Annotated in this window: 24 protein-coding genes; 1 reads left to right on the top strand and 23 read right to left on the bottom strand. The window is 61.2% G+C overall.

Features of this window, described 5'->3' with window-relative positions:
* Positions 1–29: 29 nt before the first annotated feature.
* The 15 genes from M5B96_RS24500 to M5B96_RS24430 all read right to left on the bottom strand — a co-directional run bounded on the left by M5B96_RS24500 (position 30) and on the right by M5B96_RS24430 (position 15,240).
* Positions 30–422, bottom strand: a complete 393-nt coding sequence (locus tag M5B96_RS24500; protein WP_248799567.1) for a DUF2802 domain-containing protein — start codon at positions 420–422, stop codon at positions 30–32.
* A complete protein-coding gene (locus M5B96_RS24495; protein WP_040069887.1) occupies positions 423–905 on the bottom strand; it encodes a chemotaxis protein CheW in 483 nt (160 codons plus the stop codon).
* Between the two features lie 73 nt (positions 906–978).
* Positions 979–1,869, bottom strand: a complete 891-nt coding sequence (locus M5B96_RS24490) for a CheW domain-containing protein (protein WP_248799566.1) — start codon at positions 1,867–1,869, stop codon at positions 979–981.
* An 84-nt stretch (positions 1,870–1,953) separates the two neighbouring features.
* Positions 1,954–2,742: a ParA family protein gene (locus M5B96_RS24485; protein ID WP_248799565.1), complete on the bottom strand. Its 789-nt coding sequence runs from the start codon at positions 2,740–2,742 to the stop codon at positions 1,954–1,956.
* A 51-nt stretch (positions 2,743–2,793) separates the two neighbouring features.
* Entirely contained in the window at positions 2,794–3,681 is an 888-nt protein-coding gene (gene motD, locus M5B96_RS24480; RefSeq protein ID WP_248799564.1) for a flagellar motor protein MotD, read from the bottom strand.
* Positions 3,682–3,691: 10 nt separating this feature from the next.
* A complete protein-coding gene (locus tag M5B96_RS24475; RefSeq protein ID WP_248799563.1) occupies positions 3,692–4,432 on the bottom strand; it encodes a flagellar motor protein in 741 nt (246 codons plus the stop codon).
* Positions 4,432–5,565: a protein-glutamate methylesterase/protein-glutamine glutaminase gene (locus tag M5B96_RS24470; protein WP_248799562.1), complete on the bottom strand. Its 1,134-nt coding sequence runs from the start codon at positions 5,563–5,565 to the stop codon at positions 4,432–4,434. Before M5B96_RS24470 ends, M5B96_RS24475 begins: the two co-directional genes overlap by 1 nt.
* A 52-nt stretch (positions 5,566–5,617) precedes the next feature.
* Entirely contained in the window at positions 5,618–7,894 is a 2,277-nt protein-coding gene (locus M5B96_RS24465) for a chemotaxis protein CheA (RefSeq protein ID WP_248799561.1), read from the bottom strand.
* Between the two features lie 14 nt (positions 7,895–7,908).
* Positions 7,909–8,697 carry a protein phosphatase CheZ gene (locus M5B96_RS24460; RefSeq protein ID WP_248799560.1) on the bottom strand — a complete coding sequence of 263 codons (789 nt, stop codon included), beginning with the start codon at positions 8,695–8,697 and terminating at the stop codon, positions 7,909–7,911.
* Positions 8,698–8,719: 22 nt separating this feature from the next.
* Positions 8,720–9,091, bottom strand: coding sequence for a chemotaxis response regulator CheY (locus tag M5B96_RS24455; protein WP_003183998.1), 372 nt, complete (start codon positions 9,089–9,091; stop codon positions 8,720–8,722).
* A 172-nt stretch (positions 9,092–9,263) separates the two neighbouring features.
* Positions 9,264–10,004: an RNA polymerase sigma factor FliA gene (fliA, locus tag M5B96_RS24450; protein WP_017124408.1), complete on the bottom strand. Its 741-nt coding sequence runs from the start codon at positions 10,002–10,004 to the stop codon at positions 9,264–9,266.
* Complete coding sequence (gene fleN, locus M5B96_RS24445; RefSeq protein ID WP_040069867.1) at positions 10,001–10,834, bottom strand: flagellar synthesis regulator FleN; 834 nt, start codon at positions 10,832–10,834, stop codon at positions 10,001–10,003. The genes fliA and fleN overlap by 4 nt, the downstream gene beginning before the upstream one ends.
* Before the next feature lie 121 nt (positions 10,835–10,955).
* On the bottom strand, positions 10,956–12,284 hold the full coding sequence (gene flhF / locus M5B96_RS24440) for a flagellar biosynthesis protein FlhF (protein ID WP_248799559.1): 1,329 nt from the start codon (positions 12,282–12,284) through the stop codon (positions 10,956–10,958).
* An 11-nt stretch (positions 12,285–12,295) separates the two neighbouring features.
* Positions 12,296–14,425: a flagellar biosynthesis protein FlhA gene (flhA, locus tag M5B96_RS24435; RefSeq protein ID WP_248799558.1), complete on the bottom strand. Its 2,130-nt coding sequence runs from the start codon at positions 14,423–14,425 to the stop codon at positions 12,296–12,298.
* A 155-nt stretch (positions 14,426–14,580) separates the two neighbouring features.
* Positions 14,581–15,240: a hypothetical protein gene (locus M5B96_RS24430; RefSeq protein WP_248799557.1), complete on the bottom strand. Its 660-nt coding sequence runs from the start codon at positions 15,238–15,240 to the stop codon at positions 14,581–14,583.
* A gap of 403 nt (positions 15,241–15,643) precedes the next feature.
* Between M5B96_RS24430 and M5B96_RS24425 the strand changes: the two genes are divergently transcribed.
* On the top strand, positions 15,644–15,934 hold the full coding sequence (locus M5B96_RS24425) for a hypothetical protein (protein WP_248799556.1): 291 nt from the start codon (positions 15,644–15,646) through the stop codon (positions 15,932–15,934).
* A 101-nt stretch (positions 15,935–16,035) separates the two neighbouring features.
* Here M5B96_RS24425 and flhB read toward each other — a convergent pair whose 3' ends face one another.
* Genes flhB through fliL form a run of 8 tightly spaced genes read right to left on the bottom strand, consistent with a single transcriptional unit; the run spans position 16,036 to position 21,443 of the window.
* Positions 16,036–17,175: a flagellar biosynthesis protein FlhB gene (gene flhB, locus M5B96_RS24420; RefSeq protein WP_248799555.1), complete on the bottom strand. Its 1,140-nt coding sequence runs from the start codon at positions 17,173–17,175 to the stop codon at positions 16,036–16,038.
* A gap of 3 nt (positions 17,176–17,178) precedes the next feature.
* On the bottom strand, positions 17,179–17,961 hold the full coding sequence (gene fliR / locus M5B96_RS24415; protein WP_248799554.1) for a flagellar biosynthetic protein FliR: 783 nt from the start codon (positions 17,959–17,961) through the stop codon (positions 17,179–17,181).
* A 1-nt stretch (position 17,962) separates the two neighbouring features.
* Positions 17,963–18,232 carry a flagellar biosynthesis protein FliQ gene (gene fliQ, locus M5B96_RS24410; RefSeq protein ID WP_248799553.1) on the bottom strand — a complete coding sequence of 90 codons (270 nt, stop codon included), beginning with the start codon at positions 18,230–18,232 and terminating at the stop codon, positions 17,963–17,965.
* Between the two features lie 15 nt (positions 18,233–18,247).
* Positions 18,248–19,000, bottom strand: a complete 753-nt coding sequence (gene fliP / locus M5B96_RS24405; protein WP_248799552.1) for a flagellar type III secretion system pore protein FliP — start codon at positions 18,998–19,000, stop codon at positions 18,248–18,250.
* On the bottom strand, positions 19,000–19,434 hold the full coding sequence (gene fliO / locus M5B96_RS24400; protein WP_248799551.1) for a flagellar biosynthetic protein FliO: 435 nt from the start codon (positions 19,432–19,434) through the stop codon (positions 19,000–19,002). Before fliO ends, fliP begins: the two co-directional genes overlap by 1 nt.
* On the bottom strand, positions 19,435–19,902 hold the full coding sequence (gene fliN, locus M5B96_RS24395) for a flagellar motor switch protein FliN (RefSeq protein WP_248799550.1): 468 nt from the start codon (positions 19,900–19,902) through the stop codon (positions 19,435–19,437).
* Between the two features lie 56 nt (positions 19,903–19,958).
* A complete protein-coding gene (fliM, locus tag M5B96_RS24390) occupies positions 19,959–20,927 on the bottom strand; it encodes a flagellar motor switch protein FliM (RefSeq protein WP_103495952.1) in 969 nt (322 codons plus the stop codon).
* A gap of 9 nt (positions 20,928–20,936) precedes the next feature.
* The gene (fliL, locus tag M5B96_RS24385) at positions 20,937–21,443 is read right to left on the bottom strand and encodes a flagellar basal body-associated protein FliL (RefSeq protein ID WP_248799549.1); all 507 of its coding nucleotides are present in this window, start codon (positions 21,441–21,443) and stop codon (positions 20,937–20,939) included.
* Between the last annotated feature and the right edge of the window lie 243 nt (positions 21,444–21,686).

The following is a 21,686-nucleotide window of genomic DNA, read 5'->3' as shown; positions in this document are numbered from 1 at the left end:
GCGCCAGGGCCAGGCCAACAACGAAGGTCTCAACCCCGATGCAACTTGCTCATCAACTCCGCTTCGGCCTGGGTCAGGCCGCAGGATTGCGTGAGTTCGTCGACACTCGCGCCCATCCCCACCAGTCGCGCCGCCTGGGCGAAAGACAGGCTCGACGGGTCACGCTGCTCCAGTTGGGCAAGCTTTTCCGGTAGTGGTGCGACGACGGCCCGCAGCTCATGCAGGTCCTCGCCCATGCGCACGGTGCCGTTCTGGAAGTTGTCCACCCGCCGCGCCAGCTCCTTGATGCGCTGGTCCCGCAGCGCATCACCCTCGGCCTGCTGCGCGGCAATCAACCGCTGGTTGCGAGCGTAGACCACAAACATCCCTACGGTCCCGGCCCACAACAGGGCCAGGAGAATAACGGCGACCTCAAGAATCAATCAGATGCTCTCCAGCTCGGACCATTCTTCTTCGCTCATCATTTTGTCCAGCTCAACCAGAATCAGCAGTTCGTTGTTCTTGTTGCACACGCCCTGGATGAATTTGGCCGATTCGTCGTTACCCACGTTCGGCGCGGTTTCGACTTCCGACTGACGCAGATAGACCACTTCGGCAACGCTGTCGACCATGATGCCGACTACCTGCTTGTCGGCCTCGATGATGACGATCCGGGTGTTGTCGTTCACTTCGGTGGGCATCAGGCCGAAACGCTGGCGGGTGTCGATCACCGTGACCACGTTACCGCGCAGGTTGATGATCCCCAGCACGTAGCTCGGTGCACCCGGTACCGGGGCGATCTCGGTGTAGCGCAGGACTTCCTGGACGCGCATCACGTTGATCCCATAGGACTCGTTATCCAGCTTGAAGGTTACCCATTGCAGGATCGGATCTTCGGAACTCTGTGCGGACGACGACTTATTCATACCCCTGACCCTCAATGACCGTTGATACGGTGTGTGCTCTGGCGAACCTCGCGGGGGGACCGCGACGCCGCCGTTATTTGTTCGTTGGTTTGCTGGCTGGCTTGTTCGTTTGCAGGTGTTTCACCGCGCCGCTGGCAATCAGTTCGGCCAGTTCGGAGACGTCGAGCAATGCACACATGTGTTCGATGACCGTGCCCGCCAGCCACGGCCGCTGCCCACGATGGGTACGCCATTTGATTTCATTCGGGTCCAGGCGCAAGGAACGGCTGACCTGATGCACCGCCAGCCCCCATTCGTAGCCCTGGACCGAGATCACATATTGCAGGCCCTGGCGGAAATCGTCGCGATAGCGGTCCGGCATCACCCAACGCGCGGTATCCAGCACTTTCAGGTTACCGGCCTGGCTCGGCAGGATCCCGAGGAACCATTCCGGCTGACCGAACAGCGGCGTCAGCTCATGCCCGGCCAGCGAATAGATCGAGCCCAGGCACACCAGCGGCACCGCCAGGGTCAAGCCGGCGACATCGAACAGCAGGCACTCGAAAGGCTCCGCCGCCCAATGCGGACGCTCATCGCCCGCCACCGGCGGCGGCGGGATGTTCGCGGCAGGCGGCAGATGCACCTCGACCACCGGTTCCACCACCACCGGGGCGACCGGCACCACCAGCGCTGACACCGCCGGCACTTCCAACGCCCGCGGGGCCGGCGCTGGCGCCGTCACAACCGCCGCGACAGCCAGGGCCGCCGCCAAGGCGTCACGGGCTTGTTCTTCAAGCACGGCGGCCTGGAACTCGTCCAGTTCGCCGGCCGGGCTCGGCTCCACCAGCAGCGGTACCGATACCGGCACCTCGACGGCGACGGCGACCTCCAGCGGCAGCTCTTCGGTCGCCTCCTGCAGCAGGGCATCCAGATAGGATTGCAGCGCCACTTGCGGCCGTGTGGTGATTTCGACAGGACGGATCATGTGTATGCCCATGGAGATGTCCCGTTACAGTAACCTGTAAAGGGTATCGGCTGGACAGGCAGGTGACTTGAGGACTGGGTCATTTCAGGCCACCTGCGGAATGAGTTGCTGGGTCAGCAAGTGCTTGAGCAAGGCACGGTAAGCCAGCACACCGCGGCTCTTGCCGTCGAACTGCGACGGCGTGACACCGGCCCGGCTGGCATCGCGCAGGCGTGTGTCGACCGGAATATAGCCTTCCCAGATGGTTTGCGGAAACTTGTCGCGCAGGACCCGCAAGGTGCCCATGGAGGCCTGGGTCCGGCGATCGAACAAGGTCGGCACGATGGTATAGGGCAAAGCCTGCTTGCGCGAACGGTTGATCATCGCCAGGGTATTGACCATCCGTTCCAGGCCCTTGACCGCCAGGTGCTCGGTCTGCACCGGTACCACCAGTTGCTGGCTCGCCGCCAGGGCATTGACCATCAACACGCCGAGCAGCGGCGGGCTGTCGATCACCGCGTAATCGAAGTCCTGCCACAGTTGCGCCAAGCTCTTGGCGATCACCAGGCCCAGGCCGCTCTGGCCCGGTGACAGGCGCTCCAGGGTCGCCAGGGCGGTACTCGACGGCAGCAAGGAAATCCGTTCGTCGCTGGTGGACAACAACAACTGCCCGGGCAAGCCCGTGGGCACCGTGCCCCGGTGCTGGAACAGGTCGAACGTGCTGTGCTCCAGGGTATCAGGGTCATAACCGAAGTAGCTGGTCATCGAGCCGTGGGGGTCGAGGTCGACCACGACCACGCGCTTGCCCGCCTCGGCCAGCAATCCGGCTAAAGCGATGGAGGAAGTGGTCTTACCGACGCCACCCTTTTGATTGGCTACTGCCCAGACTCTCATTCAGTGTATTCCTCCCGACCGGTATCAAGCCGGTCGAGAAATAGCGCCAAGTTATAGAGCAGGTGCCGGAGATTTGACGGCGTTCTCGCGTACCGCTTGCTTTACCGCTGGCGGTGCAGTTTGTGTGCCAGCACGCTTCAAGGCCGCGTCCGGTGTTGCATTGGCGGTGCCGGTCCCTGTCAGGCTGCGACGCACATCGAGGTTGCGCGACACCACCAGCACCACCCGCCGGTTGCGCGCCCGGCCTTCGGCGGTGGCATTGTTGGCCACCGGCTGGAACTCGCCATAACCCACCGAGGCCAGGCGACCGGGGTTGACCCCATCCATGGCCATCATTCGTACGATACTCGCCGAGCGGGCCGATGACAGCTCCCAGTTGGTGGGATATTGCGCGGTACGAATCGGCTGGTCGTCGGTAAAGCCCTCGACGTGGATCGGGTTGTCGAAGGGTTTGAGGATCTTCGCCACCTTGTCGATGATATTGAACGCCATGTCGCTGGGCATCGCGTCGCCGCTGCCGAACAGCAGGCTGGAGTTGAGTTCGATCTCGACCCACAGCTCGTTACCACGCACAGTCATCTGGTTGGAGCTGATCAGGTCGCCGAATGCCGCGCTGATATCGTCGGCGATGCTCTTCAGCGGATCCTTGGCGCCCTGGCCGAAGGCCGCGTCAGTCTGCTCGCTGTCCTTGATCAGCGGCTCGGCCGGCTTGACTGTCAGCGGGCGCTCGTCACCGATAGGAATTGGCTTGAGGCTGCGATCGACGTCGCTGAACACCCCGACCAGCGCCTGGGAGATAACCTTGTACTTGCCTTCGTTGATCGAGGAAATCGAGTACATGACCACGAAAAAAGCGAACAGCAGCGTGATGAAGTCGGCGTAGGAAACCAGCCAGCGCTCGTGATTCACATGCTCTTCGTGTTGGCGACGTCTGGCCATGTCTACTCCATCAGTCCATGAAGCCTTGCAGCTTCAATTCAATGGAGCGCGGGTTCTCGCCCTCGGCAATCGACAGGATGCCTTCGAGGAGCATTTCCCGGTAACGTGACTGGCGAAAAGCAATCGACTTGAGCTTGCTCGCCACCGGCAGCAGTACCAGGTTGGCGCTGGCCACGCCGTAGATGGTGGCGACGAAGGCCACGGCAATGCCACTACCCAGTTGCGAAGGGTCGCCGAGGTTGCCCATCACGTGAATCAGGCCCATCACCGCACCGATGATGCCGATGGTCGGCGCGTAGCCGCCCATGCTTTCGAAGACTTTGGCGGCCTCGACATCACGGCTTTCCTGGGTGTAGAAATCCACTTCCAGAATGCTCCGGATAGCTTCCGGCTCAGCACCATCGACCAGCAGTTGCAGGCCCTTGCGCGAGTAGGTATCCGGCTCGGCCTCGGCAACGCCTTCCAGGCCCAGCAAGCCTTCCTTGCGCGCCGTCAGGCTCCAGTTGACCACCCGCTCGACGCCGGCCGGCAGGTCGATGCGCGGCGGAAACAGGATCCAGCCGAGGATCTGTATGGCCCGCTTGAACGCGCTCATCGGCGATTGCAGCAACGCCGCGCCAATGGTCCCGCCCAGCACGATCAAGGCCGCCGGACCGTTGGCCAGGGCGCCCAGGTGACCACCTTCGAGGAAGTTGCCACCAATAATGGCGACAAACGCCAGGATAATCCCGATAAGGCTCAACACATCCATCAGAGGCAAGCCTCGACCAGATGCTTGCCGATTTCGTCCAGGCTGTAGACCGCATCGGCCAGCTCAGCCTTGACGATGGCCATGGGCATGCCGTAGATCACACAACTGGCTTCGTCCTGGGCCCAGATGGCACTGCCGCCCTGCTTGAGCAGGCGCGCGCCTTCACGACCATCGGCGCCCATGCCGGTGAGCACCACCGCCAGAACTTTGTCACCGTAGGACTTGGCCGCGGAGCCGAAGGTGATATCCACACAGGGCTTGTAGTTCAGACGCTCATCGCCCGGCAGGATTTTCACGGCGCCGCGCCCGTCGATCATCATCTGCTTGCCACCGGGCGCGAGCAAAGCCAGGCCGGGACGCAAGATGTCACCATCCTCGGCTTCCTTGACGCTGATCTGGCAGAGCTTGTCCAGGCGTTCGGCAAAGGCCTTGGTGAAAGCCGCCGGCATGTGCTGGATCAATACGATCGGCGCCGGGAAGCTGGCCGGCAACTGGGTCAGGACCCGTTGCAGGGCCACCGGGCCACCGGTGGACGTACCGATGGCGACCAGCTTGTAGGCCTTGCGCTTCGGTGCGCCGGAGGTCGAAACCGTCGCATGTGCCGGAGCGTGTGCCGGAGCACGACTGGCCACTGGCGTGGTCCGCAGCGGCGCCGGAGCCGGACTGCCGTAGCTGCTGGCGGCCGGTGCCGGCGTCGCGGCCGGCGCGGCGGCGGGCACACTGCTGAAACGGCGGTTACTGCGCGAAATACTGTGAACCTTCTCGCACAACAGCTGCTTGACCTTCTCCGGGTTGCGCGAAATGTCTTCGAAATTCTTCGGCAGGAAGTCCACGGCCCCGGCGTCCAGCGCATCGAGGGTCACTCGGGCGCCTTCGTGGGTCAGGGACGAGAACATCAGTACCGGCGTCGGGCAGCGCTGCATGATATGCCGCACCGCCGTGATGCCATCCATCATCGGCATCTCGTAGTCCATGGTGATCACGTCCGGCTTGAGGGCCAGGGCCTGATCGATGGCTTCTTTACCGTTGGTCGCCGTACCGACGACCTGGATGCTTGGATCCGCCGAAAGGATTTCCGAGACGCGGCGGCGGAAAAACCCCGAATCATCCACCACCAGGACCTTGACTACCATAAACACTCCGTTAGGCACGGCGGCGGACTTGAGCGCCGCCGCCGGACCAGAATCAAATACGCCGTGCGGCGTAACGCTTGAGCATGCTCGGCACGTCGAGAATCAAGGCAATGCGACCGTCACCGGTAATGGTGGCGCCCGACATGCCCGGGGTCCCCTGCAGCATCTTGCCCAGCGGTTTGATGACCACTTCTTCCTGGCCGACCAACTGATCGACGACGAAGCCGATCCGCTGGGTACCCACCGAAAGGATCACCACATGGCCTTCGCGCTGCTCTTCGTGAGCGGCCGAGCTGACCAGCCAGCGCTTGAGGTAGAACAGCGGCAACGCCTTGTCGCGGACGATCACCACTTCCTGGCCGTCGACCACGTTGGTGCGCGACAGGTCGAGGTGGAAGATCTCGTTGACGTTGACCAACGGGAAGGCAAAGGCCTGGTTGCCGAGCATGACCATCAGGGTCGGCATGATCGCCAGGGTCAACGGGACCTTGATGACGATCTTCGAGCCCTTGCCCTTGGTCGAGTAGATGTTGATGGTGCCGTTGAGCTGGGCAATCTTGGTTTTCACCACGTCCATGCCCACGCCACGCCCGGACACATCGGAAATCTCGGTCTTGGTCGAGAAGCCCGGGGCGAAGATCAGGTTGAAGCAGTCGGTCTCGCTCAGGCGATCGGCCGCGTCCTTGTCCATCAGGCCCTTCTTCACCGCGATGCTGCGCAGCACGTCGGCGTCCATGCCCTTGCCGTCATCGGAGATCGACAGCAGGATGTGGTCGCCTTCCTGCTCGGCGGAGAGGATCACCCGACCGCTGCGGGACTTGCCCATGGCTTCGCGGTCGGCCGGCTCTTCGATACCGTGGTCGACCGAGTTGCGCACCAAGTGGACCAGCGGGTCGGCAAGAGCCTCGACCAGGTTCTTGTCGAGGTCGGTCTCTTCGCCCACCAGCTCCAGGTTGATCTCTTTCTTCAATTGCCGGGCCAGGTCACGAACCAGGCGCGGGAAGCGGCCGAAGACTTTCTTGATCGGCTGCATGCGGGTTTTCATCACCGCGGTCTGCAGATCGGCGGTCACCACATCGAGGTTGGACACGGCCTTGGACATGGCTTCATCGCCGCTGTTCAAGCCCAGGCGCACCAGGCGGTTACGCACCAGCACCAGTTCGCCGACCATGTTCATGATCTCGTCCAGGCGTGCGGTATCGACCCGCACAGTGGTTTCCGCTTCGCTCGCCGCCGGCTTGTCACCAGCAGCCGCGGCGGCGGGCGCCGGCGCACGGGCTGGAGCCGGTGCGGCAGCAGCAGTTGGCGCAGCCTTGGCCGGGGCCGGCGTCGCGGCGGCCGCAGCTGGCGCTTTGGCAGCAGGTGCGGCAGCGGCCGGTTTGGTCGCGGCCGGCGTGGCCGGCGCCGTGGTCGCGGCCACTTCGGTGAACTTGCCCTTGCCATGCAGCTCGTCGAGCAGCGATTCGAATTCCTGGTCGGTGATCAGGTCGCCGCTGGCGGCGCCTGTTTTCTCTGCCGCCTGGGCCGCCGCCGGGGTGGTATCGAGCGCCTCGACCTTGAACGAGCCCTTGCCATGCAGTTGGTCCAGCAAGGCTTCGAATTCGTCGTCGGTAATATCGCTACTTTCCGCCGCACCGCTGGCGGCAGCTGGCGCTGCCGGCGAAGCCGGTGCCGCGACCGCGTCCGCGGCGAACTGGCCCTTGCCGTGCAACTGGTCGAGCAGGGATTCGAACTCGGCGTCGGTGATTTCATCGCCGCCAGCCTCGCCCTGCGCCGCACCCACGGCCATGGCCATGGGTGCCTCGGCTGCGGCCTTGACGCTGTTCAGGGAGTCGAGCAGCAATTCGAATTCGTTGTCGGTGATGTCGCCGGACTCGCTCTCAGCGACCGGTTCAGGCGCCACGACCTCGGCCACTGGCGCGGCCACTGCTTCGGCAGCCGCCGGTTCCGCCAGGCGCGCCAAGGCCGCCAGCAGTTCCGGGGTCGCCGGAGTGATCGGGCCACGTTCGCGTACTTCGCTGAACATGCCGTTCACCGCATCCAGCGCTTCCAGGACCACGTCCATCAGCTCCGAGTCGACGCGTCTTTCACCCTTGCGCAGGATGTCGAACACGTTCTCGGCGATGTGACAGCACTCCACCAGCTCGTTGAGCTGGAGGAAGCCGGCGCCCCCTTTTACAGTGTGAAAACCGCGAAAGATTGCATTGAGCAGGTCCGCATCATCAGGCCGGCTTTCCAGCTCGACCAATTGTTCGGACAGTTGCTCCAGAATCTCGCCGGCCTCAACCAGAAAATCCTGAAGGATCTCTTCATCGGCGCCGAAGCTCATGTGTTTGGGTGCTCCTAGAATCCAAGACTGGAAAGCAAATCGTCGACATCGTCCTGACCGGACATAACGTCTTCACGTTTATCGGCATGAATCTGCGGACCTTCACCCTGGGCCATCTGTTTTTGTGGGTCTTTTTCGGCAAGAAGCGCATCACGGTCATGTTCGATACCGGCAAAACGGTCGACCTGACTGGCCATCAGCACCAATTTGAGCAAATTGCTTTCCACTTCGGTGACCATCTGGGTCACGCGCTTGATCACCTGGCCGGTAAGGTCCTGGTAATCCTGGGCCAGCAGAATATCGTTCAGCTCGCTCGACACTGCGCGGGTTTCCTGCTCGCTGCGGGACAGGAAAGTCTCGACCCGCCGCGCCAGCTCACGAAACTCCTGGGCACCGACTTCGCGCCGCATGAAACGGCCCCAGTCGGCACCCAGGGCCTTGGCCTCGACGTTCAGGCCGGTGACCCGCGGGGTCGCGCTCTCCACCAGGTCCATGGTGCGATTGGCCGCCGCTTCGGTCAGCCTGACCACATAGGACAGGCGTTCGGTGGCATCGGTTATCTGCGAAACTTCCTCGGCCTGCGGCATATGCGGGTCGATCTGGAAGTTGACAATGGCGCTGTGCAATTCGCGGGTGAGCTTGCCGACTTCCAGGTACAGGCCACGATCACGGGTCTGATTCAGCTCATGGATCATTTGCACCGCGTCGCCAAACCGCCCTTTTTCAAGGCTGTCGACCAGTTCGCGGGCATGTTTTTTCAGGGTTAGTTCAAAATCACCCAGTGAAGATTCGTTGTGCTCCATAGCGCCCCCGTGGTGGACTTCATCAGCCGATGCGTTCGAAGATTTTCTCGATCTTCTCTTTCAACGCCTGGGCCGTGAATGGTTTGACCACATAGCCGTTTACACCGGCCTGGGCAGCTTCGATGATCTGCTCGCGCTTGGCTTCAGCCGTGACCATCAACACCGGCAGATGCTTGAGCTTTTCATCGGCACGCACGTGGCGCAGCAGATCGATGCCGGTCATGCCGGGCATGTTCCAGTCAGTGACCAGAAAGTCGATGCTACCGCTGTTGAGGACGGGAATAGCGGTAGTACCGTCATCCGCCTCAACCGTGTTGGTGAACCCGAGGTCACGCAACAGGTTCTTGATGATCCGCCGCATCGTTGAAAAATCGTCAACGATGAGGATTTTCATGTTCTTGTCCAATTCGACCTCCAAGCAGTCTTAAACGCGTTCAGCACCTGGACGCGCTGTTCAATCAATTCGGCACAACACTCAACGACTGCATGGAAACCCCATCCGGCCGAGTCACCCGCAGGGCGTCAAACGCCATGCCGGTCTCGTTCGCAGTATTCCCACACTGCCCTCAGCGCGCTCGCCATTCCCCCAAACGCCCCCGCAAGCGGGCCGCGCACTGGCTGTGTAACTGGCTGACTCGCGACTCGCTGACCCCCAGCACCTCACCAATTTCCTTGAGGTTCAGCTCCTCGTCGTAGTACAGCGCCAACACCAGCCGCTCACGCTCCGGCAAATTGGCAATCGCATCCGCCAGCGCCGCCTGGAAGCGTTCATCTTCCAGGTCGCGCGACGGTTCGAGATGAGCACTCGCGCCGTCCTCGTGCAGCCCTTCATGTTCGCCGTCCTGCAACAGGTCGTCGAAACTGAACAGGCGGCTGCCCAAGGTATCGTTCAAAATCCCGTAATAATCGTCGAGACTCAATTGGAGTTCGGCTGCAACCTCGTGATCTTTAGCGTCACGGCCGGTTTTTGCTTCAATTGCACGAATTGCGTCACTGACCATACGGGTATTGCGGTGTACCGAACGCGGCGCCCAGTCACCCTTGCGCACTTCATCAAGCATGGCGCCGCGGATACGGATGCCGGCATAGGTCTCGAAACTGGCACCCTTGCTCGAGTCATACTTGGTCGAGACTTCCAGCAGGCCGATCATCCCGGCCTGGATCAGATCCTCGACCTGGACGCTGGCCGGCAATCGCGCCAGCAGGTGATAGGCGATACGTTTGACCAAAGGTGCGTAACGCTCGATCAGTTCATACTGGCTGTCACGCGACGACTTGGAATACATGCGATAGCCACTGGCAGTCATAGAACCGGTCCCGCACTCGTTTGATGCACCAGACGCTCGACGAAAAACTCCAAGTGCCCCCGGGGATTGGCGGGGAGCGGCCAGGTGTCGACCTTCTGAGCGATAGCCTTGAACGCCAAGGCGCATTTCGAACGAGGGAATGCCTCATAGACCGCACGCTGCTTTTGCACGGCCTTGCGCACACACTCGTCATAGGGAACGGCGCCGACGTATTGTAGGGCCACGTCCAGGAAGCGATCCGTGACCTTGGTCAACTTGGCGAACAGATTGCGGCCTTCCTGCGGGCTCTGGGCCATGTTGGCCAGCACGCGGAAGCGGTTCATGCCGTAGTCGCGATTGAGCAGCTTGATCAAGGCATAGGCGTCGGTGATCGAGGTCGGCTCGTCGCAGACCACCAGCAGCACTTCCTGGGCTGCGCGGACAAAACTGACCACCGACTCGCCAATGCCCGCCGCGGTGTCGATCACCAGCACGTCGAGGTTGTCACCGATATCGCTGAATGCCTGGATCAGACCGGCATGCTGCGCCGGGCTCAGGTGCACCATGCTCTGGGTACCCGAGGCGGCCGGCACGATGCGAATCCCGCCCGGGCCTTGCAACAGCACATCGCGCAGCTCGCAACGGCCCTCGACCACGTCGGCCAGGGTGCGCTTGGGCGTCAGGCCGAGCAGGACGTCGACATTCGCCAGTCCCAGATCCGCATCCAGCAGCATGACGCGCCGGCCGAGCTCAGCCAGCGCCAGGGATAAGTTCACTGACACGTTGGTCTTCCCGACGCCACCCTTGCCGCCGGTCACCGCGATCACCTGTACGGGATGCATGCTGCCCATGTTCTATTCTTACCTTGTCTTGCTTAGACGGAAGGCCACATAAGTGGCTGCGCGTTCACTTGTCGGAACAATGCGTGGCAGACCATCGATGTAGGTAATTTGCAACGTCTTCATACTCATCTCAGCCCACCCGCTTCGACGGGCTGTGGTAGATATCAGCGAACATATCGGCCATGGCCTCCTCGCTGGGTTCTTCCTGCATCTGCACACTGACCGCCCTGGACACCAGTTGATGCCGGCGCGGCAGGTGCAGGTCGTCCGGAATGCGTGGCCCGTCGGTCAGATAGGCCACTGGCAATTCATGACTGATGGCCAGGCTCAGCACTTCGCCGAGGCTCGCCGTTTCATCAAGTTTAGTCAGGATGCAACCGGCCAGCCCGCAGCGCTTGTAGCTGTGGTAAGCGGCGGTCAGTACCTGTTTCTGGCTGGTGGTGGCCAGGACCAGATAATTCTTCGCCTTGATCCCGCGTCCGGCGAGGCTTTCCAGTTGCATGCGCAAAGCCGGGTCGCTGGCCTGCAGACCGGCGGTATCGATCAGCACCACGCGCTTGCGCAACAGCGGATCGAGGGCCTGCGCCAGGGACTGGCCCGGGTCGACATGGGTCACCGAGACGTTGAGGATCCGCCCCAGGGTCTTGAGCTGCTCCTGGGCGCCGATGCGGAAGCTGTCCATGCTCACCAGCGCGATGTTCTGCGCGCCGTACTTGAGCACGTAGCGGGCCGCCAGCTTGGCCAGCGTGGTGGTCTTGCCCATGCCGGCAGGACCGACCATGGCAATCACACCGCCTTCTTCCAGCGGCTCGATCTCGGGCGTGACGATCATCCGCGCCAGGTGCGCCAACAACATGCGCCAGGCCTGGCGCGGCTCGTTGATCTCGGTAACCAGCTCGAGCAGGTCACGCGACAGCGGCCCGGACAGGCCGATGCGCTGCAGACGGCGCCAGAGGTTGGCCTGTTGTGGCTGGCGGCCCTGTAACTGGTTCCAGGCCAGGGAGCCAAGCTGGACTTCCAGCAGCTCGCGCAGGCCGTTGAGCTCCGAACGCATCGAGTCGAACACCCGCTGATCCACCGCCGGGGCATGCACCACCGGTGCTGGCGCCGGGCGTCGCGGCTCGTCGAAGGTCGGCTCGATCAGCGGCTCGGCGGCGGTCAGCGGCAGACCGGCGAACAGTTGGCGATTGGTCGTGGGGTCGCTATCGCCGTCGCTGCGCAGGCTCAGTTCGGCCTGGGCGGTGACAATACGCGACTGGGTCTTGCGCAGCTCGTCTTCGAGCTCCATGTTCGGCACCCGTGGCGACAGCGCCGAGAGCTTGTAGTCCAGGGCAGCCGTCAGCTCGACACCGCCCGCAATCCGGCGGTTGCCGATAATGGCCGCGTCCGAACCGAGCTCGTCACGAACGAGCTTCATGGCCTGACGCATATCGGCGGCGAAAAAACGCTTAACTTGCATAACCCACTACCTCAGCCGTTGGGCCCTACTGTCGCAACGATGGTCACTTGCTTGTTGTCCGGAATTTCCTGGTAGGCCAAGACGTGCAGACTTGGTACCGCCAGTCGCCCAAACCGCGAAAGCATCGCGCGAACCGGTCCAGCTACCAGCAGGATCACCGGCTGCCCTTGCATTTCCTGGCGCTGGGCGGCGTCGATCAGCGAACGCTGGAGTTTCTCGGCCATGCTCGGCTCCAGAAGAACGCCTTCTTCCGAGCCTTGTCCGGCCTTCTGCAGACTATTGAGCAATATCTGTTCCAACCTTGGCTCCAAGGTGATCACAGGCAGCTCGGACTCAAGCCCCACAATGCTTTGGACGATTGCGCGGGACAATCCGACGCGAACCGCGGCAACCATAGCGGCAGTATCTTGACTCTTGGTGGCATTGTTTGCGATCGCTTCGGCAATGCTGCGGATGTCGCGGACCGGCACATGTTCGGCGAGCAGCGCTTGCAGCACCTTGAGCAGATGCGACAGGGAAATGATCCCCGGCACCAGCTCCTCGGCCAGCTTGGGCGAGCCCTTGGCCAGCAATTGCATGAGTTGCTGGACTTCCTCGTGGCCGATCAGCTCGCTGGAGTGCTTGTAGAGAATCTGGTTGAGGTGCGTCGCCACCACGGTGCTGGCGTCGACCACGGTGTACCCCAGGGACTGCGCCTGGGAACGCTGGCTGACCTCGATCCAGACCGCCTCCAGGCCGAAGGCCGGGTCCTTGGCGGTAATCCCGTTGAGCGGACCGTAGACCTGACCCGGATTGATCGCCAGTTCGCGATCCGGGTAAATCTCGGCTTCGGCCAGGGTCACGCCCATCAGGGTCAGGCGGTAGGCACTGGGCGCCAGGTCGAGGTTGTCACGAATATGCACAGTGGGCATCAGGAAGCCCAGGTCCTGGGAAAGCTTCTTGCGCACCCCCTTGATCCGCGCCAGCAACTGCCCACCCTGGTTGCGGTCGACCAGCGGAATCAGGCGATAACCGACTTCCAGGCCGATCATGTCGATGGGGCTCACGTCGTCCCAGCCCAACTCCTTGGTTTCCATGGCCCGCGCCGGCGACGGCAGCAGTTCCTGCTGGCGCTGGACTTCGGCCAGGGCCTGGACCTTGGCGACATTCTGTTTTTTCCAGACCATATAAGCCATGCCGCCGGCAACCGCGGCCAGGCTGATAAAGGAAACGTGCGGCATGCCCGGGACCAGGCCCATCACCGCCATCAGGCCGGCGGCGACACCGAGGGCCTTGGGCGAAGCGAACATCTGCCGGCTGATCTGCTTGCCCATGTCTTCCGAGCCGGAAGCCCGGGTCACCATGATCGCCGCCGCTGTGGATAACAACAGTGATGGCAATTGCGCCACCAAACCGTCACCGATGGTCAGCAAGGCGTAGACCTTGCCGGCGTCGGCAAAACTCATATGGTGCTGGAAGATCCCGACCGCCATGCCGCCGATCAGATTGATGAACAGAATCAGCAGGCCGGCGACGGCGTCACCGCGGACGAATTTACTGGCACCGTCCATGGAACCGTAGAACTCGGCTTCCTGGGCGACTTCCAGGCGCCGCAGCTTGGCCTGTGGCTGATCGATCAGGCCGGCGTTGAGGTCGGCGTCGATCGCCATCTGCTTGCCGGGCATCGCATCGAGGGTGAAACGCGCGCTTACTTCGGAAATCCGCCCGGCACCCTTGGTGACCACGACGAAGTTGATGATCATCAAGATAGCGAAGACGACGATACCGACCACATAGTTGCCGCCGATCACCACCTCGCCGAAGGCCTGGATCACCTTGCCGGCCGCGGCGTGGCCTTCCTGGCCGTGGAGCATCACCACCCGGGTCGAGGCCACGTTCAACGCCAGGCGCAACAGCGTGGCGATCAGCAGGATGGTCGGGAACACCGCGAAGTCCAGCGGCCGCAGGGCATAGACGCAGACCAGCAGGACCACGATCGACAGGGCGATGTTGAAGGTGAAGAACACATCCAGCAGGAACGCCGGCACTGGCAACATCATCATCGCCAGCATGACCAACAGCAGCACCGGCACACCGAGGTTGCCCCGGCCGAGGCTGCTCAGGTTGCTGCGCGCCGAGTTGAGAAGTTGAGAGCGATCCACCGGTATTCCTCGTCACCTTGAAGCAAACTTTTGACGCCACAGGCGCCATAAGCCTGCCTCTGCAAGAAGCCTTCCAACTCTGCCGATGCGGTTTAAATGAGTGGTGAGCGGGTCCGCTGCAACAGCTCGCTCATCCTTGAGCGCGGGCGGAGTCTTCACTGGGCAACCTTGATGTCATTCACGGTCAGCTTGCCGAACTGCAGATCACTGCCTTCGAGGTACAAGATCCCGCGATGCATCTGCACGCCCTCGACCTTGACCGTGTCTCCATGAAAATACCCCAGGACGACGATACGTGTTGGCGCACGCACAAGTCGCTCGTGCCCCTGCATGATATTGAGCGCCCAGGAAAACTCGGTTAATGGCAAATCGGCAATCACGATCCGGCGCTTGCGATCCGTCCAACGAAAGTCCTGACTGACCGTGATAAATACATCATTGTCGAAAAATTCGAAAAGCGCTTTGCCATAGCGCCTCGACAAGTCGTTGCCAGACCACTCGCTCATATAATCGTCGGCACTACTGAACACCCTGCAGAGTTGTTCGAATGAATGAATATGCCCGGCATTGCCGAGAAAGTAATTGTACGAATAATGGTAAGCCAGGCCAGCCAACTCAGGGCGAATGGCATTGATCGGCGAGTCCAGGTAATCCGGAACATAGGCGTTGGCGGCTTTTTTGAAACGTTCGAAATCCAGTAACAACCTGAAGGTGATCGAATAGCCGATCGCACCGTTTTCAGGCTTATCCTCCAGCCTACCCGATACAAAGACCAAGCCCATTCCTGCCAGGTGCTCATATTGATTGTCGCTCATGATCGTTCGCTCTTTTAGTCGTCATCCCTGAGAAGAATGAAATGTCCAGCGCCCCATAGGACGCCAGACAAGCGAACGCGGTCTACTGTCAGAAATGACAGGTTTGTATTAAAAGCATTGCCGTTGGTCGCCCTCGAGAGTCATCGCCGCGAAGCCTGAAAAAAATCATTGTCACCGAGTGCAGAAGTAATCATACCCAGCCAGATATTTATTCAAAAATAAATCAACACACAAGATCACTCAGTGCAACTTGGTATAAAAAACTGTCATTTCTGACAGTAGCCAAGTCTGAATTTTAACGCCCGATGAACTCCCTCGACCTTGAACAACAGAGTGCCTGCACCATCGATCGTCGGCGCCCGGCAGCGTGCCGTATCGGCAATAACCGATTTCACGGACAAGGATGAGAAGGCTGGACACCACCGGCACACAATCCAGCGCAAACAGCTCTTGCGAAGAGGAACCAGCATATGACCAGTTCGAACAATGCGACAGCACTACGCCAACCGTTTCGGATGGTATTTTTGGGCGCATTGTCGCCAAGGGCCTCCCGGATCCGGAGGTCGGCGGCTTCGGTTTCATCGAGAGCCCGCAAAGGGAGTACTGGGCACTGACGGTACAGGACGCAGCCCGGCGCATCGTCGTGGCCGGAATGCAGGAAGGTCATCCTGTTGTCTATGGATTCCAAGCCTAGACGGGACGCCCTCCTCCGTCACCAGGCTATCGCCTAGCGCGACCACGACCAGAGGCTTCCAGATATTATCCGCGCACGACCTCAGTCTTCGTTCAATCGCATCAGGAGTCGCGGCGCAGGTCCGGCGGAATCGGCAGGTCGCCCTTCAGTGGATCCGGGCGCTTGCCCTTGCCGGCGCGGTACTGGCGGATCTGGAAGACGTACGCCAGCACCTGCGCCACTGCCAGGTACAGGCCCGCCGGAATCTCCTGATCCAACTCGGTGGAGTAGTAGATCGATCGCGCCAGGGCCGGCGACTCCAGCAGCATGATCTCGTGTTCGACGGCGATCTCGCGAATTTTCAAAGCCAGGAAATCGCTACCCTTGGCCAGCAACACCGGCGCCCCGCCCTTCTCCGCGTCGTATTTGAGCGCTACGGCATAGTGGGTCGGGTTGGTGATCACCACATCCGCCTCGGGAATCGCCGCCATCATCCGCCGCTGCGACATTTCGCGCTGCAACTGGCGAATCCGCTGCTTGACCTCCGGCCGCCCTTCCTGGTCCTTGTGCTCGTCGCGCACTTCCTGCTTGGTCATCAGCAGCCGCTGGTGCGCTTCGTAGAGCTGCACCGGCACATCCACCGCAGCAATGATCAACAGCCCCAGGGACATCCACAAGGTGCTCCAGCCCACCACCTGCAGGCTGTGAATGATCGCCAACTCCAGCGGTTCATGGGCAATGCGCACCAGATCGTCGATATCCGAAGACAGCACCGACAGGCCGACGAACAGGACGATGACAAATTTGCCGATGGCCTTGAGCAGTTCCATCAGGGCTTTGATCGAGACCATCCGCTTGATCCCCGGCAAAGGGTTCATCCGACTGAACTTCGGCGCCAGACTGCTGGCGGAGAACAACCAGCCCCCCAGGGAAATCGGCCCGACGAAGGCCGCAAACAGAATAGTGAGCAGGATCGGCTGCACTGCCCAGATCGCCATTTCCCCCGAATGCAGCAGGAAAATCGCCATGTAGCGCTGGTCGACCACCACTTCACGCGTCAGGCTGAAGTTCAACCGCATCAACTCGGCCAGGTTTTGCGCCAGGGCACCACCGAACACCAGCAAGGCCCCGGCACCGGCCATCATCACGGCAAAGGTATTGAGCTCCTTGGAACGGGCAACCTCACCCTTCTCACGGGCGTCCCTTTTCTTTTTTTCCGTGGGGTCTTCTGTCTTGTCCTGACCGCTCTCGCTCTCTGCCATGGCTCAGCGCGCCCGTGCCAATTCGCGTAAGAACTGCAGAGCCTCGACGGCCAGCGGTTGATACTGGTTGAAAATGTCCGCCAGGCAGACCCAGAGGATGAACATCCCCAGTACCAGGATCAGCGGAAAACCAATAGAGAAAATGTTCAACTGCGGCGCGGCGCGGGTCATGATGCCAAACGCAATGTTCACCACCAGCAACGCGGTGATCGCCGGCAGCACCAACACCAGCGCCGCCCCGAGTACCCAGCCGAGCTTGCCGGAAATTATCCAGAAGCCCGTGGTCGACAGCCCGCTGCCCACCGGAAAGGTGGTGAAACTCTCGGTCAGCACTTCAAGGACCACCAGATGGCCGTTCATGGCCAGGAACATCAGCGTCACCAGCATGGTGAAAAACTGCCCGATCACCGCCGTCGAGACACCGTTGACCGGATCGACCATGGAGGCGAAGCTCATACCCATCTGCACCGCAACAATCTGCCCGGCCACCACGAAGGCCTGGAAAAACAGTTGTAGGGAGAGCCCCAGCAAGGCTCCGAAGATGATCTGCTCGGCGACCAGCAGCAGCCCGCTCAGATCCAGAGGATGCACTTCGGGCATTGGCGGCAGGCCGGGGGTGATGACCACGGTGATCGCCAGGATGAAATACATGCGGATTCGCCTTGGCACCAGCGTGGTCCCGAAGATCGGCATGGTCATGATCACCGCGCCGACCCGGAACATCGGCAGCATGAAACTCGCGACCCAACTGCTGATCTGCGTATCGGTCAGCGCAAGCAGCGACATGTCAACCGATGACCTGTGGAATGCTACCGTACAGCGACAGGATGTACTCCATGAACTTCTGCACCATCCAGGGACCGCCGACGATCAGGGTGATCAGCATCACCAACAGGCGCGGCAGGAAGCTCAGGGTCTGTTCGTTGATCTGGGTGGCGGCCTGGAACATTGCCACCAGCAGGCCCACCAGCAGGCTCGGGATCACCAGCACCGTGACCATCACGATGGTCAGCCAGAGGGCATCGCGAAATATGTCGACTGCGACTTCAGGAGTCATTGCACATCACTCGCTCTAGACACCGCCAAAACTGCCGGCCAGGGTACCGATGATCAGTGCCCAGCCATCCACCAGCACGAACAGCATGATCTTGAACGGCAGGGAAATAATCAGCGGCGACAGCATCATCATACCCATGGCCATCAGCACACTGGCCACCACCAGGTCGATGATCAGGAAGGGAATGAAGATCATGAAACCGATCTGGAAGGCGGTCTTCAACTCAGAGGTCACGAAGGCCGGCACGATAATGGTCAGCGGCGCCTGGTCGGGCGTGGCGATATCGGTACGCTTGGACAGGCGCATGAACAGTTCCAGGTCACTACTGCGGATCTGTGCCAGCATGAAGTCCTTGATCGGCCCCTCAGCCTTGAGCACCGCATCCTGGGCCGTCATCTTCTCTGCCAGATACGGTTGCAGGGCATCATGGTTTACCTTGTCGAAGACCGGCGCCATGATGAACATGGTCAGGAACAATGCCATGCCGGTGAGGATCTGGTTCGACGGCGTCGATTGCAGCCCCAGGGCCTGACGCAGGATCGAGAAGACAATGATGATCCGGGTGAAGCTGGTCATCAGCATGACGAACGCCGGGATAAAACTCAGCGCCGTCATGATCAGCAGGATTTGCAGGTTGACCGAATATTCCTGCTGGCCGCTGGCTCCGGTACCGAGGGTGATCGCCGGGATCGACAATGGATCGGCCGCCAGCGCCAGAGGCGCCGCCAGCAGCAAGGCCAACGTCAAGACAAACCGCAAAACGCCCATCACTTCTTATCCTTACCCAGCAATTCCATCAGGCGTTGAGCGAATTCAGGCGTGGCCTGCTCGCCGCTCGGTACCTGGACCGGTTCCTTGAGCACATGCAACGGGGTGATGGTGCCGGGCGTCAGCCCGAGCAGGATCTGCTCGTTGCCGACCTGCACCAACACCAGGCGATCACGCGGGCCGAGGGCGCGCGAGCCGATCAGTTCGATCACCTGCCGCCCCTTGGCCCCCGGGCCGACCTGTTGTACACGGCGCAACAGCCAGGCGAGGACAAAGATGATCCCCAGCACCAGCAGCAACCCGAGCACCAGCTGCGTCAGTTGCCCGGCCATGCTGCCGGGCGCGCTCGGCGTGGCTGCCGCTGCGGTAGCCAGGGGTTCCGCCGCCCAGGCACTGAGCGGCGACAGCAGTAGGATGCAGGGAAGCCTGTTCATTCAGCGCAGCTTCTTGATGCGTTCGCTCGGGCTGATCACGTCGGTCAGACGGATACCGAACTTCTCGTTGACCACCACCACCTCGCCATGGGCAATCAGGGTGCCATTGACCAACACATCCAGGGGCTCGCCGGCCAGGCGATCGAGCTCGATCACCGAACCCTGGTTCAATTGCAGCAGGTTGCGGATGTTGATATCGGTGCTGCCGACTTCCATGGAAATCGACACCGGAATATCGAGGATCACTTCCAGGTTCGGACCGTCGAGGGTCACCGGGTCGTTGTTCTTCGGCACACTGCCGAACTCTTCCATGGGCAGGCGACTGCCGCTCGACGAATTGCCGGAGTCGGCCGCCAGCAAGGCATCGATATCGGACTGGCCGGCATCACCGGTTTCTTCCAGGGCAGCCGCCCATTCGTCGGCCAGGGCCTGGTCGTCGGCGGAAGTCATATCGTTATCATTAGCCATCAGTTGTCCTCGGCAAGCAGAAATTCAGTTGACACAGCGCATTCCTGATCGACGCCCTAGCGGCGTCCGATCGCCTCAATCACTTGCAGCGCCAGGTTGCCCTTGTGGGAACCGAGCTTGACCTTGAACGACGGCACGCCGTTGGCGCGCATCACCATCTCTTCCGGCAGTTCCACCGGAATCACATCCCCCGGCTGCATGTGCAGGATGTCGCGCAGGCGCAACTGGCGACGGGCGACCGTGGCACTGAGCGGCACGGCCACATCGAGCACGTCTTCGCGCAGGGCCTTGACCCAGCGTTCGTCCTGGTCGTCCAGGTCCGACTGGAAACCGGCATCGAGCATTTCCCGCACCGGCTCGATCATCGAGTACGGCATGGTCACGTGCAGGTCGCCGCCACCGCCGTCGAGTTCGATATGGAAGGTCGAAACCACCACCGCCTCGCTGGGCCCGACAATGTTGGCCATGGCCGGGTTCACTTCCGAGTTGATGTACTCGAAATTGACTTCCATGATCGCCTGCCAGGCTTCCTTGAGGTCGATGAATGCCTGCTCCAGCACCATGCGCACCACCCGCAGTTCGGTGGGGGTGAATTCACGGCCTTCGATCTTGGCGTGGCGGCCATCGCCGCCGAAAAAGTTGTCCACCAGCTTGAACACCAGCTTGGCATCGAGGATGAACAGGGCGGTGCCACGCAGCGGCTTGATCTTCACCAGGTTGAGGCTGGTGGGAACATAGAGCGAGTGTACGTATTCACCGAACTTCATCACCTGCACGCCGCCGACCGCCACATCGGCGGAGCGCCGCAGCATGTTGAACATGCTGATACGGGTGTAGCGGGCGAAACGCTCGTTGATCATCTCCAGGGTCGGCATGCGTCCACGGACGATGCGATCCTGGCTGGTCAGGTCGTAGCTTTTGACACTGCCGGGCTCGGCAGCGGTTTCGGTCTGTACCAGACCATCATCGACGCCATGCAACAGGGCGTCGATCTCATCCTGGGACAGCAGATCCTGCACGGCCATGTCGTGATCCTACTGCAGTACGTAGTTAGTGAAGAGCAACTGTTCAACCACTACTTTGCCGACTTCCTTCTGCGCCACTTCCTGCACGCTGGCAGTGGCTTTCTGGCGCAGCAGTTCCTGGCCGACCGGGGTGGCGAGGGTTTCGTAGGTCTGTCCGGAGAACAGCATCACCAGGTTGTTGCGGATCACCGGCATGTGCACCTTGAGGGCATCCAGGTCGGCCTGGTTGCGTGCCAGCAGGGTGATGCTCACCTGCATGTAGCGCTGGCGGCCGCTGGCATCCTTGAAGTTGGTGACAAAGGCCGGGGCCATCGGTTCGAAGATCGCCGGCTGCTTGCCGCTGGTGGCGGCTTCGACCGGCGCCGGCGCCGGTTTGCTCTGGGCACTGTGCATGAAGTACCAGGTCGCGCCCACCGACAGGCCGACGGCCAGCAGCACGCCCAGCACGATGACGATGATCAGCTTGAGTTTGCTTTTACTGCCGGGTTCTTTTACCGCTGCTTCGCTCTTCGCCATGCCAATAATCCGTCACTATTCGATTTTTCATAGTCGCACGGCAAGGCTGGAGCAAGTGTTATGCCAGATCGGGCACAAGGCAAATAGAGTCTTCGAAATACCGCGAAACCTGTAGGAGCAGGGCTTGTCGGGACGCCGCAACGCCGCGAAGAGGCCCTGAGACCGCCAAAAGCTTCGCTGGCAAGCCATACTCCTACAGTACCGTGCGCACCTGAAAAATGGATGCCGACCGAAAGCTCCAGG

Source organism: Pseudomonas sp. MWU13-2105 (assembly GCF_023242315.1).
Taxonomy (GTDB): domain Bacteria; phylum Pseudomonadota; class Gammaproteobacteria; order Pseudomonadales; family Pseudomonadaceae; genus Aquipseudomonas.
The sequence above is the reverse complement of the archived record's forward strand: the minus strand, read 5'-3'. Positions and strand labels throughout refer to the sequence as shown.